Below are 23,147 nucleotides of genomic sequence, written 5' to 3' on the forward strand. Positions count from 1 at the left end.
TATGAAAAAGGTTTTTATCGGACTGTTCGTGATCGTTATGCTGGCCTTGTCTGTTTGGCTGGGCCGCTACTTCTACAACAAGGCCAACACCGATCCGATCGTGTACAAAACAGAAGAGCCCTTTGAGACAGACATCGTGAAAAAAACGGTGGCCACCGGCTCTATCGTGCCCCGCAAAGAGGTGGAGGTGAAGTCGCAGGTATCGGGCATTGTGGAGGAACTCTACGTGGAGGCCGGGCAGATCGTGAAGCAGGGGCAGCTGCTGGCCAAGATCAAGATCGTGCCGAACATTGTGAACGTAAACAACGCCCAGAATACGCTGGAAACCGCCCGCATCAATTTCGACGAAGCCAAGCGCGAACTGGCCCGCTATCAGCAACTCTACGACCAGAAAGTAATCGCCGAGCAGGAGTTCAGAAGGTATAAGGCCGACCACGACCTGAAGCGCGAAGCCCTTCAATCGGCGGAGAGCAACCTGCAACTGGTGCGCGAAGGCGCCTCTAAACGCAGCGGGCAGGCTTCCAATCTGGTCTACTCCACCATCGACGGCATGCTGCTGGACGTGCCTGTAAAAGTGGGTACTTCCATCATCGAGCGCAACAACTTCAATGAGGGCACTTCCATCGCCACCGTGGCCGACATGCGCACCCTGATATTTGAGGGCAAGATCGACGAGTCGGAGGTGGGCAAGCTGAAAGAAGACATGGACCTGTTGCTGACCATCGGTGCCATTGAAGGCCGCGTGTTCAATGCCAAGCTCGAGTACATCGCCCCGAAAGGCGTGCTGGAAGAGGGTTCCATCAAATTCCCGATCCGCGCCAAGGTGCTGCTCGACGAAAAGGACTTTATCCGGGCAGGGTATAGCGCCAACGCCGACATCGTGCTCGACAAGCGCGAGAAAGTAATGGCGGTGAAAGAGAGTCTGCTCAAGTTCGAGAAAGACAAGTCGTTTGTAGAAGTGGAAACCGCTCCGCAGGTATTTGAGAAGCGCGAAGTGAAAACCGGTTTGTCGGATGGCATTAACATCGAGGTAGTATCCGGGTTGAAGACCTCTGAGAAAGTGAAGGTGCCGGACGCGAACGCGACGCAGAATATTTAATTGTTTGTTTAAGGTGAGAGAAAAGAGCGGGCTAAGCCCGCTCTTTTTATGCCTGGATAAGTGGTTGCTCTGTTATTCTTATCGGAGGTATAGCGGAGCTAATGGCGCGAGCGTCCTCGCTCGTGACGGCTATGGTGGGGCCTCTGGCCCAGGTATAGGTATAGCATACCGCAAGTTTAGCGTCAGCGCAACCTGTGGTTTAGTATGAGGCCAGTTTCTAACTGACGTAGTGGTGCTCATAGGTATAGCAACCTTTATTGCTTTGTAGCTTCGCCTGTGCGGCGGGCACTTACTTTTTTTCTTGATAAAAAAAGTAAGCAAAAAAAGTCAAGATCCTCCAAACTCGCTGAACGCTCGAACAGTGGAGTATCGTAAAAGTGCACCGGGCTGATGCTATACCTTTGTAGCCTCTGGGGCAAATTAGTTTTTCGATGCGTGCCAGCGTTTCGTGTGGTGTGTGACTGTAACTACAGCGCTTATACCTGTAAACTGGCAGTTACGAATCCCCGCCTGGGGGTAGGGGCCCTCTTAAAGGATAAGGAGGGGCAGGGGTGAGTTAAATCAGTAGCAGCCCAAACTGCAGAAGCTACAAAGCTATACCTATAAGGTGGTAGTAGTCAGAAGTCCCCCTTCGAAGGGGGCAGGGGGATGTTAATCGTGCACATCTCCTTTTCTTCAAGTGAATTAGCTTCCTCCCCTGTTTTTAGAGGAAAGTCCTGCAACTCAGTTAAACAACCACTGCAGCGCAAAATGCGAAGGCAGGTAAATACAGATCGGGAAAAACAACATAGCCAGTGCAAAGTACAGTCCTTTAGGTATAGCCTGCTGCGGTTCGCTGCCAAAGCCGAACACCCAGTTCACGTTCTCTCTAGGGTCGGTGAGGAAATAGCTGAGCGGCAGCACGACCCAGGCCAATGCCGTCTGGTACCAGATGGCGCGGGTATCGTAACCCCATTCTATCAACAGCCAGATCACGATGGCTGGCAGAAAGACATGAAACAGCGAGAGACCTCGCAAAAACAGGCTCTTGTCCGGATGAAACATATAATTGCTCAGGCCCAGTAACTCCCTGCCAGTGAGCAGCCGCCCGAAGTAGTCTACGTTCCAGACAAGCTCCAGCCCCAACACGCCCACCGCCATCATGCTCAGCAAAAGTTGATTTTCCGTCCAGAGCACGATGCCGACCGAGAACAGTGCCACATCCGAAAACCACAGGAAATTGCCCGGCCCGTAATGTTTCCAGTATACTGGCACCAGCACCAGCAGAAACAAGGTATAGCTTATCGGCAACCAGAGCGGAATGGTATCAGACATGAAAACAGTAGCGTTTGATCGATCATCTTATACCTGACTTAGCTGCGAAAGGATAGAAAGAGTCGGGGTGAAGCACCAAATTATACCTAAGGCTTAACCATTGACTGTCAGACAAGTAAAACAATATAAGGGTTTGATCTATAATAATTTAAAATGTTGGCTTATGAAACGTGAGGATATAAGTGTCAGGAGGGCAGTAGTTTATTTTTTGGTATTGCTGAGCGGTTTTGCCTACGCCTGCGACGACGATAATGAGGACGACTTACTAGAAAGTGAGGTTGCATTCACAAATGTGGAGCTGTCCGGTGACAACGAGGTGCCAGCCGTTGCCACAAGTGGTTCGGGTTCCCTCACCGCGACCTACGACCGGAGCACCCGGGTACTGACGTATAACTTTAGCTGGACACTCGGCAACGCAGCCGACAACACAGTTGGCATACACTTTCATGGTCCGGCCCTTGCCACCGAGAGCGCTCCTGTCGTGATACCGGTCGAAAATTACCCCACAAGCCATACAGGCTCAGTGACAGGCAAGACGCGGGAGCTAACCCAAACCGAAGAAGAGCAGTTGCTCGACGGCAGGTGGTATCTGAACGTACACAGCACCACATACCCGAACGGCGAGTTACGCGGGCAATTGTTGCGTGGTGAGAACTAAGGAGGTGCCAATGTGGTGAAGCCCTTTTATGACCGCCCATTTGACAATAAGGCAGGTATAGGTGTACCTTTGCATTAAATCAGAATACTTTATGCAATTGGCTACTACCGAAGCTACCGTCCAGATACTCGATTTCGAATCCCAGCACGCCGGCGCGTTCAAAGCCCTGAACGAGGAGTGGATCACCCGCTATTTTGTAATGGAAGAGGCCGACCATAAATCATTGGGCAATCCGCAAAGCTACATCATCGACAAGGGCGGGCATATTCTGATGGCCAGCTACCAGGGTGAGATCGTAGGTACCTGTGCATTGATTAATGATGGCAACGGCGTATATGAACTGGCCAAGATGGCGGTGACCCCTAAAGCGCAGGGCCTGAAGATTGGAAAGCTTTTAGGCGAGGCAGCCATCCGGAAAGCCCGTGAGGTGGGTGCCCGCATGGTATACCTGGTGTCGAACCGCAGGCTCGACACGGCCCTGAACCTGTATCGTCGACTGGGCTTTGTGGAAGTGCCGATGCCGCCGAGCATTTACGAACGAGCCGACATCAAAATGGAGTTGCCTTTGTAAGGAAGGTATAGGGGTAGAGGTATAGCCTTTAGATCAGGCTGGATTGGCTGTTTATATCCTGGCGGGCAACACCCACTGTCATCCAGCAACCTTTGTACATGCCTTTCCGCTGCTTGGCCAGTATGAATAAATAGGGTACCTGCTCCCCACTCGCCCCCTTGATGACCACGAGCTGGTAGGCCGTATTGTCTGTTATCACCATCTTTCCGGTTTTGTATGAAACGAAGTTGAGCATGGGGCTATAGGCTGGGTCACGCACCATCATCCGGAAGTGGTTAAGCGGGCCTAAGCTTACACGGCTGGTAGGCGACGAGAAATTAAAAACTGTGATGATGCCGCTATCCGTCATGTCGTTTCGTTGAAGGGCATGGAGCTGTATCTTGATGACTTCGCGGGGAGAAAGTGCAGTAGAGGGCTTCAGAAACCGGGCTTTTGAGTTCATAACCGTCCTGGCTTCGTCCGAGGTATAGCGTATATTATCTTCCGCATTCATCTCGGGCATAGCCGGAAACTGTACCCACAGCAACACCAGCAATACGACCCCTACACCGAGCAGGAGTTTGTCGTATATGTTTTCAAACCCTCTCATGTTCAATATGTACTTTATATAGGGCTAATAAGTTGTTAATAAAACATTTTGCCATGTGAACGGATATTTTTTTCGGGTAAAGGCTCGTGCGCATCTATCAAATTGAGAAGATTGCGTATAAAAATTGGATTTTTACTTTATGCGCCATTTTCTGACATACCTCTTCCTCTCGATTCGCAGCTGGCTGGCAAAGCAGCCACTCGTGCAGCGCTTTTACCGGCAATTTCCGGGGCTCTCCGGTTTCCTGCTGCGGCGTTTCGACACCACTACTTTTGTTGGGCTGCCCCTCACTATTCTGGTGCTGGTTATAGGAGTCAATGCTGCGCTGCTCTCCGAGCTTGCCGAAGATGTCATCGAATCAGAGGGGGTGGTGCATGTCGACAGAATGTTTACGGCCTTCCTCTATGGCATGCGAAGCGAGTGGCTGAGCCAGACGTTCTATGCCCTCACGCAACTGGGCACCCGGGAAGCAGTGTTTGCCGTCGGCGGTCTGGCCACCATCGTGTTTTTATACAACCGGCGCTACACTGCGGTGCTGGCTTTCTGGCTGACCATGGCCGGAACCGGGCTATCGGTGCAGTACGGCAAGAAGTTCATCAGCCGTGACCGTCCCACCGAGGTGGCTTTCTATCCGGAGCATAACTTTTCTTTTCCGAGCGGGCATGCCACCACCAGCATGGCGCTTTGGGGTATACTCGCCTATTTCGGATACCGCCACTTGCCTAAGAGACGCCTGCGCCATGTAGTGCTGGCCGGATCCGGTGCGTTGATCTTACTGATAGGTTTCAGCAGAATATACCTGGGGGTGCACTTTCTCTCAGATGTACTGGCGGGCTTTCTGCTGGGCGCCATGTGGGTGCTGTTGGGGATCAGCATTGTGGAGGTGATGGCCTACTTCAGAGCCCGGAAAAAGCTGCATGCCTCTCCCTAGAATATAGTCCTTATCCTATCTCTTTGGCAGCTTCTGCGTACAACACCTGACGCATACCTGCAATCATGAACTATCGCACCCTTTCAAGGTCAGGCTTGCTGGCCCTGTTCCTATACCTGTCACTAACGGCGACAACCGCGCGCGCTTACGGTGTGCTTACGCACCAGGCCATTATCGATGCCGCCTGGAAAGACTCTATTGAGCCCCTGCTTCGCAAGCGTTTTCCCAAGGCTACGGACGAGGACCTGCAAAAGGCCCACGCACACGTCTATGGCGGTTCCATTGTGCAGGACATGGGCTACTTTCCGTTTGGCAACACATTCTTCACAGACCTGACGCACTATGTACGCAGCGGTGATTTTGTAGAGAACCTTATCAAATCCTCTACCACGATAGAGGAATATGGTTTTGCGCTTGGCGCCCTGTCGCACTACAATGCCGATATACACGGGCACCCGCTTGGCACCAATAAAGCGGTGGCCCTGGTATACCCGAAGGTTGGAGCGGAGTTTGGAAAAGAAGTAACCTACGCTGAAGATGCCGCATCGCATATCAAAACGGAGTTCGGGTTTGATGTGCTGCAGGTGGCGCGGGGCAATTACGCACCCGAGGAATACCATGCTTTTATCGGGTTTAAGGTGTCGAAAGAGCTGCTGGAGCGTGCCTTTCTGGAGACGTACGGACTTGAACTGAACGATGTGTTTATGAACGTGCCGCTGGCGATCGGGACCTACCGCTATACCATACGCGGCTTTCTGCCGGACCTGACCAAGGCTGCCTGGCAGGCCAAAAAGGGGGATATACAGGAGGCAAACCCAGGTATAACCCGGCGCAAGTTTCAGTATCACATGAAGCGCGCTGAGTTCAACCGGACCTGGGGCACAGACTATGACAGGCCCAACCTATTTGCCCGCTTCGCAGCCTGGATCATCAGGGTGCTCCCTAAATTAGGGCCGTTCCAGACGCTTGCCTTCAAACCGCCCACCCCGGAGGCCGAAAAACTTTTCTATCACAGCTTTAACACCACCGTCGAGCATTACACAGCTCTCATTAAGCAGCTCCGGCAACAGGACCAGCTCAAGCTTGCCAATAGGCAGCTCGACACAGGAGAGCCTACAAAACCCGGCGGCTACAAACTCACGGATGAGACTTATGCCGAGCTGCTGCATAAACTTGCCAAATCTGATTTCAAGAACGCGAGCCCCGCGCTGCGACAGGATATCCTGCAATTCTATCAGCCCCGAAATGCGATGCAGGAGGTGGAAAAGGACGAACGTCCCGAATTAAAGGAAGCTCTGAAAAAGCTGCAGGCCTATCAGTTGTAATCAAAGGGCCCGGTAGTTATGCTGGCACGTATGGCAGGGATGACACAAATTAAACGCACGCCTAAATGCTGCTTTGGCAGATCATTCACCTGCTTTTGCGCATATGATTATAGCGTGTCGAACTTGTGCGCACCGGGGAATATGAGAGCCAACTGAAACCCTAAGCCTTAAAACGCGATACATATAAGTCTGACACCCTGCATAAAAGGCCAACTGTGGACGCATGACAGGGTGTGCATGTGTTTAATTAAAACAAACATAACTATGGAAAACAAAACGAATAAGAATTCGCAATCGAATCAGAACCCTTCAGCTCAGAGCAGCTCACAATCAAATACATCCAATATGGGCTCCAGCCAGTCTTCAGCTTCCAACTACAACAGCGGAAGCCAGTCATCTTCCAGAAACGCATCTGGAAGCAGCCAGTCTTCTGCTTCAGGCAAATCGAACTGGATGGACACGTTCAAGAAGGAAAACCTGAACAACCTGACAGGAAAGCTGCAGGAGTTTGGCAACAGCACCATGAACAAAGTGAATGGTCTGAGCACTACCCAGAAGGTAGTGGGTGGTTCCCTGCTGGCGCTGGGCGCAGGCTGGGTAGCCATGAACTCGATGAACAAAAACAAATCAGCCAACCTGGGCTCCAGAAATGCAAGCTCACAGGACAGGCTGAACAGAAACCTGAACAAGAACAAGGGAAGCAACAGATAGTTGCCTCAACGATAAAGCTACATGGCAAAAAGCCGGGTGATCAGCCCGGCTTTTTGTTTCGTACGGCTATAGCAGACCGGCGAATTTTGCGTATAGCAACAGAACTGACCTCAATAACTCTATGAAGAAGCAAATACTATGGACGTAAGCAAAGCACTGGTAAGCGGGCTGGCAGGGGCCGTTACCTTAACGATCGCACACGAGACCCTGCGCAGACTAGTACCTGAGGCACCCCGCATGGATGTGCTGGGGATGCGGGCTATCTCTAAAATTATGAAGAAAGCGGGAGCACAGCCTCCTGCTGATGATACCCTGCGCACCTGGGCGATGGTGGGCGATGTGATATCCAACTCACTCTACTACAGCCTGGCCGGCGCCGGTAAAGATACCTGGCTGCGTGGAAGTCTCCTGGGAGCCGGAGCAGGGGCAGGCGCTGTGTTACTGCCCGGCCCGATGGGTTTGGGCTCTGACCCAAGCAACCGCACCAACAGTACACGCGCCATGACAGTGGGGCTATACCTGCTGGGTGGCCTGGTAGCCGCTGCCGTGGGCAGTGCCCTCGCCTGCGACGACAAAAACTGCTGATACGAGAAGTAAGATATTAGGTGGTGCTCTGTATTTGTGATTAGTCTACTGCGGTAGATTAGCGCAGATGCAGAGCACTTCTTTTTGTGGGGTAACCGGTTGGTAATCGGGCTGGGTATACTCTTTCATGTATATAACCTGCAGTTCTTCTATGGGGTTTTGAGGATGCGCTTCGTTCCAGCGGCGCACCAGGTAGTTGCAGTAGTAGGGCCTTAGAAAGGCGTAGTTCACGAACAGGTAGTTCTCGGAGTACTTCCGCCAGCGGTCATTCTTAAACATGCTCATGACGGAGGCAGGCTTGGCGTAGTCCGCTTCCTTCCCTTCGCGGTTCAGGTCAATCAGCTGGCCGTTGGCTGCATGACCTTCCAAAACATACCAGCCATCATCCTTAAAAACAGCCGGCGCAAACATACCCCAGCGTTGATCTACGCGCAGCAGGTTGCCAAACCAGGTAGTGGAATCCGTCATAGCGGGCACCCGCGTAGTGGCCCCTGCCAGGTTCCACCAGATGCAGTAGATCAATACAAAAGTCACGAATCCCTCCCGGACGTAGTGCAGCTGACTCTTGGAAAGCAGCGGCTTCTGCAGGCTGATCTGTAGCCGTAGCTGAGCCGGGCTCTTAAAGCCTTTGAATATGCGCTGAAACTGACCTGATAAGGGTCTTCTGAATGAAGTGAAGAACTTCCGCTCGGCCCAGTTCATGGCCTGTGGCGGGAGCAAACCGGAGATGGAGGCAATGTTGATGAGGTAGAACAAACCAACAAACAAGGTCAGGCTGATGCTGATGTGGAATACAAACAGCACGCCTATGACAACGAGCCGCCAAATATGATTATAGAATGGGATCAGGAGTAGAAAGGGGAGCAGCAACTCGGTGTACCAGGCGCTGAGCGTCATGAACTTCAGCAGCTCTGGGTAAGGGTAGATGAGCTTGCCGACAGGCATCAGGATCTGGTCGAGGCTGAGGGCGTAGTACAGCGCGGTGCCCTCGGTGTGCCACTCCGGTGAGCTTTTAAGCAGCGCTGTGCAGAAGTAAACCAGGAAGATCTGTAGGATATAGGCCACTGTAGCCGCACTGAAATAGGTAGTCTGCTGCAGCGGGGGAGCTTCAGATTTGGTGGCATCATAGCTGTAGAATCTACCCCATGGAAGAAACATACCCCAGAAGAGCAGCATGCGCAGCAGGTCATCCCCGCCTTGTGCTATAAAAGTGTTCCGGTTTTGCAGCGAGACGAGCAGGACCCAGCTGACGATGGTGGCCGTGCGGGTTTTGTAGCCCAGCAGCAGACATACTGCAAACGCTGCCGCAATCAGGAAGAGCAGGGCCTGTACTTGCCAGAGTCCGCTCAGGGTATGAAAGGAAAAATAGTAAGGGTTCCAGCCAAACTGGTGCAGTACGTGCAGTGGCAAAACGCCCATGTTGGAATAGTGCGCCTCCAGGTCGGTAGCCCGTATGGCCAGGTCGGTCAGGATGATGCCGGCTACCCATATCCGCATAATGGCCAGTGCACGGAGGTCAACTGTAAAAACCCGATGGAGGTATCGTTGCAGTTGATTCATGGTGTTTCAGGTATAAGGGTTGAATAAAACAAAAAGGCAAAGACCGGGAGGTGCTTGCCTTTTTGCTTATGTGATCAGAAGTATCCCTGCTGCTATCTCGGAGCTGTACCCATTGTGGTCGTACCGGTTGTGGAGCCGGTGGTCGTACCGCCGGTAGTGGTTGTGCCGGTCGTAGTACCAGTGGTTGTACCTGTAGTTGTGCCGGTTGTAGTACCCGTAGTCGTACCGGTTGTAGTACCCGTCGTGGTTCCCGTAGTAGTACCTGTTGTAGTTCCGGTTGTTGTACCTGTCGTCGTACCAGTAGTTGTGCCGGTCGTCGTGCCAGTGGTTGTTCCTGTAGTTGTACCAGTGGTGGTGCCTGTGGTTGATCCGGTTGTAGTACCTGTCGTCGTGCCGGTTGTGGAGCCAGTGGTTGTACCGGTTGTAGTACCAGTAGTTGTCGTACCGGTAGTTGTGCCGTTCATATCGGTATCTGTTGCATCAGTACCAGTAGTAGTGGTATCTGCACAACCGGTCATTACCGTTGCCGCTACAAATGATAGAGCGAGCATGTTTACAAATGTCTTTTTCATAGTTCTTGTTGTTTGTAATACTGTAAAAATTAGATTTCAGTATCCTGTTTACGGAACTAGTGTTAATTGGATAGCTTTTTTTGTGGAAATAGAGCGGATAAGACCCGTTTTGATACCAGATGCAGGTTTTCCGGAACAGGTATGCAGGTATAGATGAAAAGGAGCGGACATGGTTTTAGCCAAGGCGCTGACTACCAGCCTGTTGGTGTAAGTACTCTTTTCTGGCTATTTCCAGTTCTTTTATCAGCTCCTGGCGCTGCTGTTTCAGGCTTTCCGCTACCGGACTGTTGCTCAGGAAGAGGCGCAGCAGTAACCAGTGCTCCCGCACGCGCAGCAGCGTGTTCCAGTATCGGAGCGCGAAAAAACCCGACAGAGGCAGGCTGATCAGGTATAGCAACAGGTATAGGGTGCTGGGCCAGTAGTGCCACAGGATGCCCGCCTGCACCGCATACAGTACCGGAAACGAAAAAATGCCCACCGACAGCATGATCGGTGCTCTGAACTCCTGCTCCTCTGTTAGCGCATTGGCCACTTTGGAAGGTATAACGTAGGCCAGGTAGTTGTTGATAAGCCCGTACAGGTATAGCGGCATGGTGAGTGTTAGCAACAGGGTGCGGGCGAGCGTCTGACGAAGCAGCACATTATTTTCCTCCACTGTCGGGAGGCGCCGCAGGTCCAGTTCCTGAAGCTGCCGGGTGTACGACCGCATTTTCTCCCTGAACCGCTCAACGCGGCCCGGCTGCGTTTCCAGAAAGTGCGCCAGCCCTTTCATAATGGCCCTTGTCAGCAGAAAGTCGCGCACGTGGCGGGGCGCTTCGATGGGCGTTTGCGCCGCCAGTTTTTCTTTGTATACCTGCTCTATCTGCCGTACAAGCGTGTCCTCATCGTCGGTGGGTGTTATGACGATCAGCTTCTCGAGCTGCTGCCGTATGTGGTCCGTCAGTTCATTGACGGTGCCCTTCTCATCCTGCTGGTACTGGCTTAAGTAAGGGGCGACGGCAATAGGCTTTCCCACGTTCACAAACACATCACTTCGGAAGCGGGTAGGGTCGGAGTAGTTGAGGCCCACCGGAAGGATCTGCAGGTCAGCCACCTCAGGCAATTGCGTGACGGCACTCAGCGCCATCCGGGCCGTGCCTGTCCTGAGCTTGCGCAGGCGCCTTTCATTAAAACTGGTTCCTTCAGGAAAGATAAGGAGCGTTTTGCGGGATGCCAGGGCCTGGTAGCTGGCCTTGAATGCGGCTTCATTGTCTACGGATTCACCTGGCTTGTCCTCTCTTCGGTGGATCGGAATCAGGTTCATGCGGTGGAAGAGCCAGTTATGCAGCGGCGAACTGAACACCGTGCTCTTTGCGATAAAGTATACCTGCTGAGGAAGCAGCGAAGCGATCACGATCGGATCCATGAACGTGTTGGGGTGGTTGGCCACCACCAGCAGCGGGCCACGCGTTGGCATCAAATGGCGGTTGCGCACCACAAACCTCCGGAAGAACACCCACAGGCCTGTACGTAAGATCAGCTTTAAAACAAGGTATAGCATGGGCGCTTATCAGGTATGTGCAGCGGCCTCATGGGGGTATAGGCCTGCATTTAGCCGGACAATATAAGCAATATCTTTAACAGGCAGATGATGGAGAAAGCAGAAGAAAAAGCTCGGAACAAGGCATGGCTACCTGCTGTGAGGGCAGGAGAAAAAAACCGGAACTGTCGCTTATTCCTCAGAAGTAAGCCAGTCGTAAGCGGAGGTGAGATCGTCAAACTCCCGGGTTTCGAAGGGGAGCGGGGAAAGGTTGTTGACAAATACCTGCTGGAACTGCCGGTTGGCAGCAGGGTCGAAGGGATTGAGGGATGCGGAGCGCTTAAGCGGCAGCTGGCTGAAGGCCTGGGCGTATACATCGCGGGTCCAGGCCAGGTCATCGGGGTCAAGGGGGGTGAGGAGGCGGCTGTCGGTAATAGCATATGGCGCTCCCAACTCACGGGCAAGCCTGATCAGTTTGATAAGCGCCTGCCTGTACTGCAGGCTGCTGCACTTGCCGTACCACTGACTCAGCAGCACATGGCTGGCTACATGATACTCTAGGAGCAGATAATCTGTCTGGAAGTAAACCATAATGCATGGCGTTAAACCGGTGAATCTCAGCCTAATAATAATGAATAATTATAGCAGAGTCAACCTTTCCCAGAATAAAAAAACCTTATCCCAATATTGTAATAATGCTATGTTACGCTGCTGTTTTCGTGATTCTGCAGCTATCGTTTATAAAATAAGCCTGTTTCGACTTCTGAAACGGTAAAATGGGCTACAACTACGTGTAAAAGCCGCAGATAGTAGCGTCAGGTGCTGTTATCTGCGGCTTTCGCAAACACGAATTTTTTATTTCGTTCTTAAGTTGTTGGCGTTGCTGCCGTCCAGTTTGCGGGTGTCTTCCTCTTTTTTGGCTGCGACATTGCCTCCTTCTTCTACGCCTTCCGGCTCCGCGTCTAAAATATCGTGCTCTTCTTTCTTGACGCCCTCAAGTGGCTCCGGATTTTCGTCAGGCAGACGCTCGCTTTCATCGGAGTTGGTAATGATATCGTCTTCGCGTGGTGTTTCCATGGTTGTTTATGTTAGGTTATACCTTATGTACGTAGCGTAGGCGCAAGGTTTTTATAGAGGCTGTTTTAGGGCAAGATGTTCCCGCAATTCACTTTCTATTGTCGGAGAAACAGGGCACCACGGGAGCGACAGGTATACAGCGCAGGTATAGCCAGCAATGACCTTGCCTAGCACTAATGGCCTCTGCTCCAGTGGGTAGAAAACTCAGCGATGTAAAAAATAATTTGCTTAATGTAAAATATTATTTACTTTTAGTCAATAGATTCGTACATCTAAAAAAAAAAATTTATGAAAGAGATGCTACCAGAAGTAAAATTGCTGCCCTATAGGTATAAGCGCTATGGTGTTTGGGTGTTGATCATCGGTATTCCTGTTATGGCGCTTCTGAGTATGGCGCTGCTTAGTGTAGGGTTGATTACAGACCGACAGTCTTTTTTTGCTGAGTGGTCCTACCTGATGGTATATTATCCGATTATTATTGGCTTGGCGCTACTCAATTTTTCTAAAGAAAAGGATGAAGACGAAATGGTGCAGCACTTGCGCTACCAAGCCTTTATGAATGGCGTGTACTACCTGATCGTCGGGATACTTATGCTTCCATTTTTTTACAATGTGTTTAGGCTGCTGCGGGGTGCCAGCATCGGGATGCCTGACATCGGGGGGATGCTGGGCGCGCTAGCCTTGCTGCTTTTCTATACCTACCTTTCGTTCAGGTATAAGCTTCACCAAACCCGTAAATCGCTTGCTGCCGATGCGGAATAACATTAAAGTAGAGCGGGCCAAAAAAGACATGACCCAGGAGCAATTGGCCGAGGTTCTGGGTGTGAGCCGGCAGACAATCAACGCCATCGAAAAGAATAAATACCTGCCTTCCACGCTGCTAGCCCTGAAAATGTCGGATTTGTTTGGCCTGACTGTAAACGAGCTTTTTATACTCGAAGAGGGCGATTAGCGGGCCGCAGGCGGTTCTGGCTCAGGTATAGCAGGTGCCCCGTGTTGTAAAAAGATGGCTGCTAAGTGCAGATTTCGTTTGTGAGCCCCAACATTTTGCGGTAACTTTGGGCAATTTATACCTACCCATACAAATGCCTAAAGACACCAGTATTAAATCCGTTCTGATTATTGGTTCTGGCCCCATCGTTATCGGCCAGGCCTGCGAGTTTGACTATTCCGGTTCGCAAGCGGCACGCTCCCTTCGTGAAGAAGGCATCGAAGTGACGCTCATCAATTCAAACCCCGCCACTATCATGACCGATAGTGTAACAGCGGATAATGTGTACCTCAAGCCGCTTGAGAAGAAGTACATCATTGAGATTCTGGAGAAACATAAGATTGACGCCGTGCTGCCTACCATGGGCGGACAAACGGCCCTGAACCTGGCCATCGAGTGCGACAAGGCCGGTGTTTGGGAAAAGTATGGCGTTCGCATCATCGGTGTGGACATCAATGCCATCGAGACCACCGAAGACCGCGAGAAGTTCCGTTTGAAGATGCTCGAGCTCGGTGTGAATGTCTGCAAGGGAGAAACCGCTACCTCATTCCTGGAAGGCAAAGAGATAGCGCAGGAAATCGGTTTTCCACTCGTTATTCGCCCTTCGTTTACCCTTGGAGGTACGGGGGGCGGTTTTGTTAATACCCCTGAGGAATTCGACGCAGCCCTGACCCGCGGCCTGCACGCTTCGCCTACGCACGAGGTGTTGGTGGAGCAAAGCATCATGGGCTGGAAAGAGTACGAGCTCGAATTGCTGCGTGACAACATCGGCAACGTCATCATCATCTGTTCCATCGAGAACTTCGACCCGATGGGCGTGCATACCGGCGACTCCATCACGGTAGCGCCCGCTATGACCCTGCCCGACACCATCTACCAGCAAATGCGCGACCTGGCCATCAAAATGATGAACGGCATCGGGCAGTTTGCCGGCGGCTGTAACGTGCAGTTCTCCGTGAGCCCGGAAGACGACACCATCATCGCCATCGAGATCAACCCACGCGTATCCCGCTCTTCAGCACTTGCCTCTAAAGCCACGGGTTACCCAATTGCCAAGATCGCCGCCAAGCTGGCCATCGGCTACAATCTCGACGAACTGAAGAACGCCATCACCAAGACCACTTCGGCTTACTTTGAGCCGGCGCTGGATTATGTGATCGTGAAGATTCCGCGCTGGAACTTCGATAAATTCAAAGGCGCCAACCGCACACTGGGTCTGCAGATGAAGTCTGTGGGCGAGGTGATGGGCATTGGCCGTACCTTCCAGGAGGCGCTGCAGAAAGCCTGCCAAAGCCTCGAGATCAAGCGCAACGGCCTGGGTGCTGACGGCAAGGAGATGACCAATTACGATGAACTCATCTACAACCTGAAAAACCCGAGCTGGAACCGTTTGTTCTGCATCAAAGATGCCATGCGCATCGGTATACCGACCAGCACCATCCAGAACCTGACCAAGATCGACCCTTGGTTCCTGTCGCAGATCGAGGAAATCGATATGCTGGAGAAGGAGATGGAGAAATATACCCTGGCCACCTTGCCGGGCGAGCTGTTGCGTGAAGCCAAAGTAAAAGGCTACGCCGACCGCCAGATCGCGCACATCCTGCGTTGCCTCGAAAGCGAGGTACATGCCGTGCGCATGGAACTAGGTATACAGCGTGTGTACAAAATGGTGGATACCTGTGCCGCCGAATTCGAAGCCAAAACGCCGTACTTCTACAGCACCTTCGACGGTGAGAACGAAAGTGTGGTGAGCGACAAGAAGAAAATTGTGGTGCTGGGTTCCGGCCCGAACCGCATCGGTCAAGGCATCGAATTCGACTACAGCTGCGTGCACGGGGTGCTGGCGGCCAAAGAGTGTGGCTACGAGACTATCATGATCAACTGCAACCCGGAAACGGTTTCGACAGACTTTGACATTGCTGACAAGCTGTACTTCGAGCCGGTGTTCTGGGAGCATATTTACGACATCATTCTGCACGAGAAGCCGGAAGGTGTGATCGTGCAGCTGGGCGGACAGACTGCCCTGAAGCTGGCCGAGAAGCTGGACCGCTACGGCATCAAGGTGATCGGTACAAGCTACAAAGCGCTTGACCTGGCCGAGGACCGCGGCTCGTTCTCTTCGCTGCTGCGCGACCTTGGGATACCATACCCACCGTTCGGCGTGATCGAGACAGCGGAAGAGGCCCTGGAGCTGTGCAAAACGTTGAAATTCCCGCTGCTGGTGCGTCCAAGCTACGTGCTGGGTGGTCAGAGCATGAAGATCGTGATCAACGAGAAAGAACTCGAAGCCCACGTGATCGACCTGCTGAAAGACCATCCGGGCAACCAGGTGCTGCTCGACCACTTCCTTGACCACGCCATAGAGGCTGAGGCCGACGCGATCTGCGACGGCGAGGACGTGCACATCTGCGGCATCATGGAGCACATTGAGCCGGCCGGTATCCACTCCGGTGACTCTTACGCCGTGCTGCCTCCGTTCGACCTGAGCGAGAACGTGATCCGGAAGATCGAAGATTATACCAAGCGTATCGCACTGGCACTGGACACCGTGGGCATCATCAACATCCAGTTCGCCGTGAAAAACGAAGAGGTATACGTGATCGAGGCCAACCCGCGCGCGTCGCGCACCATCCCGTTCATTGCGAAAGCCTACCGCGAACCGTACATCAACTACGCCACGAAGATCATGCTGGGCGAGAAGAAGGTGAAGGACTTCAACTTCAACCCGCACAAAGAAGGCTACGCCATTAAAGTGCCGGTGTTCTCGCACAGCAAGTTCCCGGAAGTGAACAAGGAGCTCGGCCCGGAAATGAAGTCCACAGGCGAGGCGATCTACTTCATCGACAACCTGCAGGATGATTACTTTGTGAAAGTATACTCTGAGCGCAACCTATACCTGAGCGTGTAGCAAGTAGCTTCTGATAAACCAAAAAGCCTTCTCCGTTATGGGGAAGGCTTTTTGCATTTTGGGTACAACCATCATTTTTAAGCCGTATACAAAATCCTTACCTTTGCACAAGCCCCCGCCGAAATGGCAGAAAAAACTTTTTGGCAGGGGAATTGTATCTGAATAGGTACTGTTTTTGTTAACTAATAGACGGCCGACGTTTGCTGGCTATACCTTAACCGACTATCATGAAATTCATATTCATCACCATACTTGTTATCCTTTTCCTTAGATTAGCTGCTCCTTTCCTGTTTCGTTGGTTGCTGGCTTTTTTTGTGAAGAAAAGCCTGCGCAACGGCACTTTCTTCTACTCTAACATGAACCAGCCACGTCCTGAGCCGCAATCAAATGGCAACGGCAGGCGAAAGGGCGATGTCAAGATCGACTATGTGCCGGAGCAGCCTGACCGCAAGGATTTCAACGGCGGGCAGTATGTCGATTATGAAGAAATAAAATAAAAGTCCTATCTTTCAGCTCTATTCAAAGAGCATATTTAAATTTCGTTTCTGCAAGCGAAAAATGGTCAGAATGGGTTCTGACACAATGATTTTAGAGTTGCATAGCAGCACTATGCGACGAGAAAAGCATAAAGTCAGGTTCAGTTATGAGCAGTTTGCAGCGCAAAAAATGAATTTTAAACATGCTCTAAGGTTTCCTGAAAGATATGACAGCTTCTATTGACTTTAAGCGTGATGTGCTCCCGCACCTCATCGCGGTTCTGATTTTCCTTCTTCTTACTGCCGTATACTTTGCCCCTGTCTTGTTTGAGGACAAGGCGATGGCGCAGCACGACATCCTGCAATTTAAGGGCGGCGCCAAAGAGATACAGGACTACCGCGAAGCCACCGGCGAAGAGACCCTCTGGACAAATTCCATGTTCGGCGGCATGCCCTCATACCTGATCAATACCCGCTATCCCGGCGATCTGTCGGGCTACATCCATAGCATCCTGACCTTCAACATGCCGGCCATGGCGGGCAATATCTTTATCACGCTGCTTTGTGCCTACTTTTTGCTGGTCACGCTGCGGCTCAACACCTGGTTGTCTGTCATCGGCGCTATCGCCATTGCATTCACGTCCTACAACTTCATCATACTGGAAGCCGGCCACAACACCAAGTCGCTTACCATCGCTTACATTCCACTGGTGCTGGCTGGTATGTTCTACGCCCTTCGGCGGAACGTCTGGATAGGGGCTGCCATTTTTGCATTGGGCCTCACCCTCAACCTGCACTTCAACCACCTCCAGATGACCTACTACATGCTCCTGATGGTGCTCGTGTGGATGGTGGTGGAGTTGATCTATGCCATTAAAGAGGGTAGAATCGCCGACCTGATCAAGCGTGGTTTGATACTAGCCGTGGCGGCTGTGCTGGCGGTGGGCGTTAACTTCGGAAGACTCTATACGGTGGCCGAGTACAGCCAGCATAGCATACGCGGCAAGTCAGAGCTGAGCGTGGCCAACAGCGGCGACAAAACCTCCAGCGGCCTCGACCGCGAATATGCCTTTAACTGGAGCTACGGCGTGGGCGAAACGATGACGCTGCTTATACCTGATTTCTATGGTGGAAGCAGCAGCAACACCCGCCTTGACGAGGACTCGCAAAGCTACCAGGCGCTGCTGGGCTTGGGTATGCCGCCAGTGCAGGCAGAGCAGGCGCTTGAGCAGGGCCTGCCGACTTACTGGGGGCCGCAGCCGATGACGAGCGGTCCGGTATATGTAGGCGCGATCATCGTTTTCCTGTTTGTGCTGGGTCTTTTCATCGTCCACAAACCAACCCGCATCTGGCTGCTGGCCGCCACCATCCTGTCGATTGTGCTAGCGTGGGGCAAGAACTTCGAGGCCTTCAACTACTTCATGTTCGACTACTTCCCGGGCTATAACAAGTTCAGGGCCGTATCGTCTGCCTTGATCATCGCCCAAATTACGATACCGCTGCTAGGTATACTGGCGCTCTACAAACTCATCCGCGACCGCGACCTGATCAAAGACCTGGATAAGAAACTGCTGATTTCAGGAGGTATAACTGCCGGCGTTTGTCTGCTGGTATGGGTGTTTGCCGGCTCGGCCAGTTTTGTCGGCACTGTCGATCCGCAGCTGCAGCAGTCTTACTTCCCGCTCGATGCCATCCGGGCCGACCGCGAAAGCATGATGCGCTCCGATGCGCTGCGCTCGTTTGTGTTTATCGCGCTGGCAGTAGGCTTGCTCTACTTCTATCTGAAAAACAAACTCTCGGCTACGGTGGCCATGGCAGGTATAGGTTTGCTGATACTGGTGGACCTGTGGAGCGTGAACAAGCGCTACCTCAACGATGGTGACTTTGAGAAGCGCGTGGTGGAGAACTACTTCCAGCCGACCAAAGCCGACCAGATGATCCTGCAGGACAAAGACCCGCATTACCGCGTGCTCTACCTGCCTAATCCGTTTAACGATGCCCGCACCTCTTACTTCCACAAGTCAGTGGGTGGCTACCACGGCGCTAAGTTGCGCCGCTACCAGGACGTGATCGACCGCCACATCGTGCAAAACAACCTGGAGGTGCTGCGCATGCTCAACACCCGCTATGTGATCACAGGCGATCCGCAGCAGCCGGTGCAGCGTGTGCCGGGCGCGTTGGGCAATGCCTGGTTCGTGAGCGAAGTAAAAACGGTGAACAATCCGGATGAAGAGATCGAAGCCCTGAACGGTCTGGACGCCAGCAAAACTGCTGTGGTGGACGCGTCGAAGTTCAAGACAGCAGCGACTACTTATAACGCTGAGGGTTCTACCATCGAGCTGACGGACTACAAGCCAAATGCCCTGACTTATGCGGTGAATGCGGCGCAGGCTGGTCTGGCAGTGTTCTCGGAGGTATACTATGCCGATGGCTGGCAAGCCTACCTCGATGGGAAGCCGGTGGACCACATCCGGGTGAACTACATTCTGCGTGCCATGGAAGTGCCAGCCGGCAAGCATACCATCCAGTTCAAGTTCGAGCCGAAGTCCTACGCGATTGGCAATACCATCTCGCTGATCTCGTCGATCCTGCTGCTGGCAGTGCTGGGTGGGGCCATCTTTTATGGGATGCGCCGCAAGCCGAAAGAAGTTGAAAAAGAAGTGATCGTATAAATTGAGGCCCCGGTTTTAGAGATCGGGGCCTTTGTTTTAAAGCGCATGGAAGCACCGCTGCAACAGCTGCATAGCAAGGTATGGGAGGACCAGGGTATAGCGCTTTGGGTAAAGCGCGAGGACTTGCTGCACCCCACCATTTCGGGCAACAAGTGGCGCAAGCTCCGATATAACCTGCAGGAGGCAAAGCGGCTGCAACACGACACACTGCTGACCTTTGGCGGGGCCTACTCCAATCACATCGCGGCGGTAGCGGCGGCGGGGCAGGAGTTCGGTTTCCGCACCATCGGCATCATCCGGGGAGAGGAGCATCTGCCGCTCAACCCGACGCTCAGCTTCGCCACCTCGGCAGGTATGCAGCTGCACTACATCTCGCGCGAAGCTTACCGGCAGAAGTCCGACGCTGTATACCTGGAGCAACTGGCCGGGCAGTTTGGAAATCCTTACATCATACCGGAAGGCGGCACCAATGCGCTGGCCGTAAAAGGCTGCACTGAAATTGTGTCAGACATCTCCATCGACTACGACTACATCTGCTGTGCCAGTGGTACGGGCGGCACGCTGGCAGGTATCATTGCCGGGCTGGATGGGAAAGGGCAGGTGCTGGGCTTTCCCGTTTTGAAAGGAGGAGAATTCCTAAAGGAGGAGATCGAGCAACTCATCACCAGGTATAACGGCCAGCACTACGACAACTGGCAGCTAATCACCGATTACCACTTCGGCGGCTATGCCAAGGTAAAGCCGGAACTGCTGGACTTCATGCGCAGTTTTCAGCAGGAACACCACTTGCCGTTGGAGCCTGTGTATACCGGCAAAATGTTCTATGGCCTGGTTGATCTGATCCAAAAAGGCTACTTCCCGGAAGGCAGTAGCATCGTGGCGGTGCATACCGGCGGACTGCAGGGCAATGCTGGTTTTAAGGAGCGGCTGGGCCTGGAGGTATAGGATTTGAACTTTAGCACCATAATTGCTGTGTAGGCAATAGCAATCAACAAAGAAATGTATTTTTTCATGCCCCTTATCCGCTCCCTGTTCCGTCTGCTGCCCTTCATCCTGCTACTCGTGGTGGGTTGGTATGTCTGGCGACAAGTGAAAGACACCTTTGGTCCCGACGAGAAACAACCTGAAGTCATCGTGAATCACAACACCATCTTGACCACTGTGGAAGAGCTTGGGAAGATGGAACTGGTGCGATTCAACTTCAAAGATGTGGTGGAGTACGAGAAAGATGTGTCGCGCTGGGTGCCTAATTCCAAGGTAGTACTGATCGTGACAGGAGAGGCCGTCGGCTGTATTGACTTTACCAAACTGACTGAGCAGGACATCCTTTTCCAGGGTGATTCGCTGGTGCAGATCAGTTTACCGGAACCCGAGCTTTGCTACTATAAAATAGACCACAGCAAGTCCAAAGTCTTTTCGAAGGAGAACACGTATTTCCAGGACGCGGACCTTGTGCAGGAAAGCTACCGTTATGCCGAATCCAATGTGAAAGAAGCGGCCATCAACTCCGGCATCCTGCGCCAGACGCAGGTAAACGCCGAGAAAGTCCTCAAGCCTATTTTAGAGGAAGTAACAGGCCGCAAAGTAGTGCTGGTGCCGCAGCGCCGGATCCAGAACCCGGAAATGCCGAAGAGAAGGTAGTTTTTGAATTGTTAAATTGTTGATGGTGCACGGATTTACGGCCTTCACTTGCCTCTGGTGATTGTCCCGCCATTTGTAAAGGGGTTGAGGTGGCTTCTTTAGGTCGTATACCTTGGATGTAGAAGCAACAGATTGTCCCCATTAAGAAAGTAGGGCGTCAAGCTTTGCCGGGCACTATCCCCTTGAGGGGATTATAGGTGTGTAAAGGCGGTGATGAAAAGCCAATAATTACCCATTTGCGATTTCCTCTCTGCTGTAAACACCCCTCTGCGCTCCCCTCAAGGGGAGAATTTGCTAGAACTTAACGAGAAGGCGGACACTCAGTAGAGGCGAGCGAGTGCGGGGTGTAACGTCGTTACATCACAACTTTCTACTTTTTTAACTTTCTACCCTTCTAACTTCTTAATCGCATCCTGCACCAGGTCACTCTCGTAGCCTTTGCTCATCAGGTAATAGCTAAGTTTCTGGCGGCGGGCGAAGGGGTTCTTTTCTTTCTCGGTGGCGTTCTTTTTTTCGAGTAGCTGCTGCAGGTTCTGCTCATACACATCGTAATCAATTTCCTTCAGGCCCTGTTTGATACAATACTCGGAGATACCTTTGGCTTTGAGGCCCTGCACGATCTTGCGGCGTCCCCACTTCTTGAGACCATACTTGCCGCGCACATAGGCCTGGGCGTAGCGCTCTTCGTCCAGCATCTTCTCCTGCCCGAGGCGCACAATGATTTCCTCTACATCATCGGGCTCCAGACCGTAGGTATACAGCTTGGTACGTACTTCCTGCTGCGTGCGCTCCTGGTAGGCGCAGTAGGCCGCCGCCTTGATCAGGGCCTCTTTCGGGGTATAGGTTTTCTGTTTTTTCTGTCGTTCCAAATCGTTCGTTTTGTCTCTCTATGAAACAAGTTGTGTGCGGCAAGAGTTGCGGTATTTCAACAACCAGCAATAAACAATCAGCAATTTAGCCATCCAACAATTTAATCACACAACTAATCTGAATTCCACGCACCTTTGTGGCTTCAAAAATTTACCCGGGTATGTTCTCAAAAGGAGTCAGGTACATGCTGCTGTCCACGTTGTTTTTCTCGCTCATGAACGTGTGCGTGAAGCTAATACCGCATATACCTGCCATGGAAATCATTCTGTTCCGCTCAGTAGTGTCGCTGGTCATCAGCTATTTCGCGCTGAGCCGCCAGAAAGTGAGCGTGTGGGGCAATAACCGGGGGCTGCTGATCATACGCGGCCTGACGGGTTCTACGGCGCTTGTGCTTTTCTTTAATACCCTGCAGAACCTTCCACTGGCCACAGCCGCCACCTTACAGTACCTCTCGCCGATCTTCACGACCATCCTGGGTGTCTTCATCGTAAAAGAGAAGGTCAAACCCTGGCAGTGGGCCTTCTTCGCCATTTCTTTTGCGGGCATCATCGTCATTGAGGGGCTCGACGCTACAGCCGACTCGCTGTACGTTTGGATGGGGGTAGCGAGTGCCCTTTTCTCAGGGCTGGCCTACAGCTCCATCCGCCGGCTCAACACGCGGGAGCACCCGCTCGTGATCGTGTTCTACTTTCCGCTGGTGGCCCTCCCGATCGCAGGTATTTACTCCATCTTCAACTGGGTGCAGCCCGAGGGCTGGGACTGGGGCATTCTGCTGCTGGTGGGTATCCTCACGCAGTTGGGGCAGTACTACATGACCATGTCGTACCAGGCCGAGGAGATCTCCAAAGTGGCCAACCTGAACTACATCGGCATTATCTATGCCCTTGCGATGGGCTTTATCCTGTTTGACGAGCATTTTGAGCTGGCCACCTATGTAGGGATGGCGCTGGTGCTGGTGGGCGTGATCCTGAACGTGCGCTACAAAAACCGACTGTCGCAGTGAGAGATTGAGGCCCACGAAACCAGGCTGCCCAAGGTATAGCACACAGGTCCTACACGCTTAAATTCCAAAAAAGCT

At 52.4% G+C, this 23,147-nt stretch carries 23 protein-coding genes; 15 read left to right on the top strand and 8 right to left on the bottom strand.

Annotated features, from left to right (window positions below):
- The first annotated feature begins 1 nt into the window (after position 1).
- The gene (locus Q4E40_RS19635; protein WP_303414776.1) at positions 2 to 1,099 is read left to right on the top strand and encodes an efflux RND transporter periplasmic adaptor subunit; all 1,098 of its coding nucleotides are present in this window, start codon (positions 2 to 4) and stop codon (positions 1,097 to 1,099) included.
- A gap of 723 nt (positions 1,100 to 1,822) precedes the next feature.
- On the opposite strand, the gene Q4E40_RS19640 is transcribed toward Q4E40_RS19635, so the two are convergent.
- Positions 1,823 to 2,413 (bottom strand): membrane-associated protein, encoded by a 591-nt coding sequence (locus tag Q4E40_RS19640; RefSeq protein WP_303414779.1) that lies wholly within the window; start codon positions 2,411 to 2,413, stop codon positions 1,823 to 1,825.
- A 163-nt stretch (positions 2,414 to 2,576) separates the two neighbouring features.
- Between Q4E40_RS19640 and Q4E40_RS19645 the strand changes: the two genes are divergently transcribed.
- Both Q4E40_RS19645 and Q4E40_RS19650 read left to right on the top strand, forming a co-directional pair.
- On the top strand, positions 2,577 to 3,071 hold the full coding sequence (locus Q4E40_RS19645) for a CHRD domain-containing protein (RefSeq protein WP_303414782.1): 495 nt from the start codon (positions 2,577 to 2,579) through the stop codon (positions 3,069 to 3,071).
- Positions 3,072 to 3,162: 91 nt separating this feature from the next.
- The gene (locus Q4E40_RS19650) at positions 3,163 to 3,642 is read left to right on the top strand and encodes a GNAT family N-acetyltransferase (protein WP_303414785.1); all 480 of its coding nucleotides are present in this window, start codon (positions 3,163 to 3,165) and stop codon (positions 3,640 to 3,642) included.
- A gap of 28 nt (positions 3,643 to 3,670) precedes the next feature.
- Here the strand turns inward: Q4E40_RS19650 and Q4E40_RS19655 are convergent, their stop codons facing one another.
- A complete protein-coding gene (locus tag Q4E40_RS19655; RefSeq protein ID WP_303414788.1) occupies positions 3,671 to 4,231 on the bottom strand; it encodes a DUF4864 domain-containing protein in 561 nt (186 codons plus the stop codon).
- A 139-nt stretch (positions 4,232 to 4,370) separates the two neighbouring features.
- On the opposite strand from Q4E40_RS19655, the gene Q4E40_RS19660 reads away from it, so the two are divergent.
- The 4 genes from Q4E40_RS19660 to Q4E40_RS19675 all read left to right on the top strand — a co-directional run bounded on the left by Q4E40_RS19660 (position 4,371) and on the right by Q4E40_RS19675 (position 7,783).
- The gene (locus Q4E40_RS19660) at positions 4,371 to 5,162 is read left to right on the top strand and encodes a phosphatase PAP2 family protein (protein ID WP_303414791.1); all 792 of its coding nucleotides are present in this window, start codon (positions 4,371 to 4,373) and stop codon (positions 5,160 to 5,162) included.
- A gap of 65 nt (positions 5,163 to 5,227) precedes the next feature.
- Complete coding sequence (locus tag Q4E40_RS19665; protein ID WP_303414794.1) at positions 5,228 to 6,487, top strand: zinc dependent phospholipase C family protein; 1,260 nt, start codon at positions 5,228 to 5,230, stop codon at positions 6,485 to 6,487.
- 264 nt (positions 6,488 to 6,751) lie between these two features.
- Positions 6,752 to 7,198 (top strand): hypothetical protein, encoded by a 447-nt coding sequence (locus tag Q4E40_RS19670; protein ID WP_303414797.1) that lies wholly within the window; start codon positions 6,752 to 6,754, stop codon positions 7,196 to 7,198.
- A gap of 138 nt (positions 7,199 to 7,336) precedes the next feature.
- The gene (locus Q4E40_RS19675) at positions 7,337 to 7,783 is read left to right on the top strand and encodes a hypothetical protein (RefSeq protein WP_303414801.1); all 447 of its coding nucleotides are present in this window, start codon (positions 7,337 to 7,339) and stop codon (positions 7,781 to 7,783) included.
- A gap of 45 nt (positions 7,784 to 7,828) precedes the next feature.
- On the opposite strand, the gene Q4E40_RS19680 is transcribed toward Q4E40_RS19675, so the two are convergent.
- From Q4E40_RS19680 to Q4E40_RS19700, 5 genes are all read right to left on the bottom strand, one after another.
- Entirely contained in the window at positions 7,829 to 9,343 is a 1,515-nt protein-coding gene (locus Q4E40_RS19680) for an HTTM domain-containing protein (RefSeq protein WP_303414804.1), read from the bottom strand.
- A gap of 92 nt (positions 9,344 to 9,435) precedes the next feature.
- The gene (locus Q4E40_RS19685; protein WP_303414806.1) at positions 9,436 to 9,915 is read right to left on the bottom strand and encodes a hypothetical protein; all 480 of its coding nucleotides are present in this window, start codon (positions 9,913 to 9,915) and stop codon (positions 9,436 to 9,438) included.
- 175 nt (positions 9,916 to 10,090) lie between these two features.
- Positions 10,091 to 11,455: a lysophospholipid acyltransferase family protein gene (locus tag Q4E40_RS19690; RefSeq protein WP_303414810.1), complete on the bottom strand. Its 1,365-nt coding sequence runs from the start codon at positions 11,453 to 11,455 to the stop codon at positions 10,091 to 10,093.
- A gap of 171 nt (positions 11,456 to 11,626) precedes the next feature.
- Positions 11,627 to 12,025: a hypothetical protein gene (locus tag Q4E40_RS19695; protein ID WP_303414811.1), complete on the bottom strand. Its 399-nt coding sequence runs from the start codon at positions 12,023 to 12,025 to the stop codon at positions 11,627 to 11,629.
- Positions 12,026 to 12,289: 264 nt separating this feature from the next.
- Positions 12,290 to 12,511 (bottom strand): hypothetical protein, encoded by a 222-nt coding sequence (locus Q4E40_RS19700; RefSeq protein WP_303414812.1) that lies wholly within the window; start codon positions 12,509 to 12,511, stop codon positions 12,290 to 12,292.
- A 288-nt stretch (positions 12,512 to 12,799) separates the two neighbouring features.
- Between Q4E40_RS19700 and Q4E40_RS19705 the strand changes: the two genes are divergently transcribed.
- The 7 genes from Q4E40_RS19705 to Q4E40_RS19735 all read left to right on the top strand — a co-directional run bounded on the left by Q4E40_RS19705 (position 12,800) and on the right by Q4E40_RS19735 (position 21,199).
- The gene (locus Q4E40_RS19705) at positions 12,800 to 13,273 is read left to right on the top strand and encodes a hypothetical protein (protein WP_303414813.1); all 474 of its coding nucleotides are present in this window, start codon (positions 12,800 to 12,802) and stop codon (positions 13,271 to 13,273) included.
- On the top strand, positions 13,263 to 13,463 hold the full coding sequence (locus Q4E40_RS19710) for a helix-turn-helix transcriptional regulator (protein WP_303414815.1): 201 nt from the start codon (positions 13,263 to 13,265) through the stop codon (positions 13,461 to 13,463). Before Q4E40_RS19705 ends, Q4E40_RS19710 begins: the two co-directional genes overlap by 11 nt.
- 133 nt (positions 13,464 to 13,596) lie before the next feature.
- Positions 13,597 to 16,410, top strand: coding sequence for a carbamoyl-phosphate synthase large subunit (carB, locus tag Q4E40_RS19715; RefSeq protein WP_303414817.1), 2,814 nt, complete (start codon positions 13,597 to 13,599; stop codon positions 16,408 to 16,410).
- A 227-nt stretch (positions 16,411 to 16,637) separates the two neighbouring features.
- Positions 16,638 to 16,907: a DUF4834 family protein gene (locus Q4E40_RS19720; protein ID WP_303414819.1), complete on the top strand. Its 270-nt coding sequence runs from the start codon at positions 16,638 to 16,640 to the stop codon at positions 16,905 to 16,907.
- A 206-nt stretch (positions 16,908 to 17,113) separates the two neighbouring features.
- Positions 17,114 to 19,558, top strand: coding sequence for a YfhO family protein (locus Q4E40_RS19725; RefSeq protein ID WP_303414821.1), 2,445 nt, complete (start codon positions 17,114 to 17,116; stop codon positions 19,556 to 19,558).
- Positions 19,559 to 19,603: 45 nt separating this feature from the next.
- Positions 19,604 to 20,503, top strand: coding sequence for a 1-aminocyclopropane-1-carboxylate deaminase/D-cysteine desulfhydrase (locus Q4E40_RS19730; protein ID WP_303414824.1), 900 nt, complete (start codon positions 19,604 to 19,606; stop codon positions 20,501 to 20,503).
- Between the two features lie 54 nt (positions 20,504 to 20,557).
- Positions 20,558 to 21,199 (top strand): DUF4230 domain-containing protein, encoded by a 642-nt coding sequence (locus tag Q4E40_RS19735; protein WP_303414826.1) that lies wholly within the window; start codon positions 20,558 to 20,560, stop codon positions 21,197 to 21,199.
- 386 nt (positions 21,200 to 21,585) lie between these two features.
- Here the strand turns inward: Q4E40_RS19735 and Q4E40_RS19740 are convergent, their stop codons facing one another.
- Positions 21,586 to 22,068: a regulatory protein RecX gene (locus Q4E40_RS19740; RefSeq protein WP_303414829.1), complete on the bottom strand. Its 483-nt coding sequence runs from the start codon at positions 22,066 to 22,068 to the stop codon at positions 21,586 to 21,588.
- 161 nt (positions 22,069 to 22,229) lie between these two features.
- Here Q4E40_RS19740 and Q4E40_RS19745 point away from each other — a divergent pair, with 161 nt between their 5' ends.
- Entirely contained in the window at positions 22,230 to 23,072 is an 843-nt protein-coding gene (locus Q4E40_RS19745; protein ID WP_303414831.1) for a DMT family transporter, read from the top strand.
- Positions 23,073 to 23,147 lie beyond the last annotated feature (75 nt).

This window comes from Pontibacter coccineus, assembly GCF_030546575.1.
Taxonomy (GTDB): domain Bacteria; phylum Bacteroidota; class Bacteroidia; order Cytophagales; family Hymenobacteraceae; genus Pontibacter; species Pontibacter coccineus.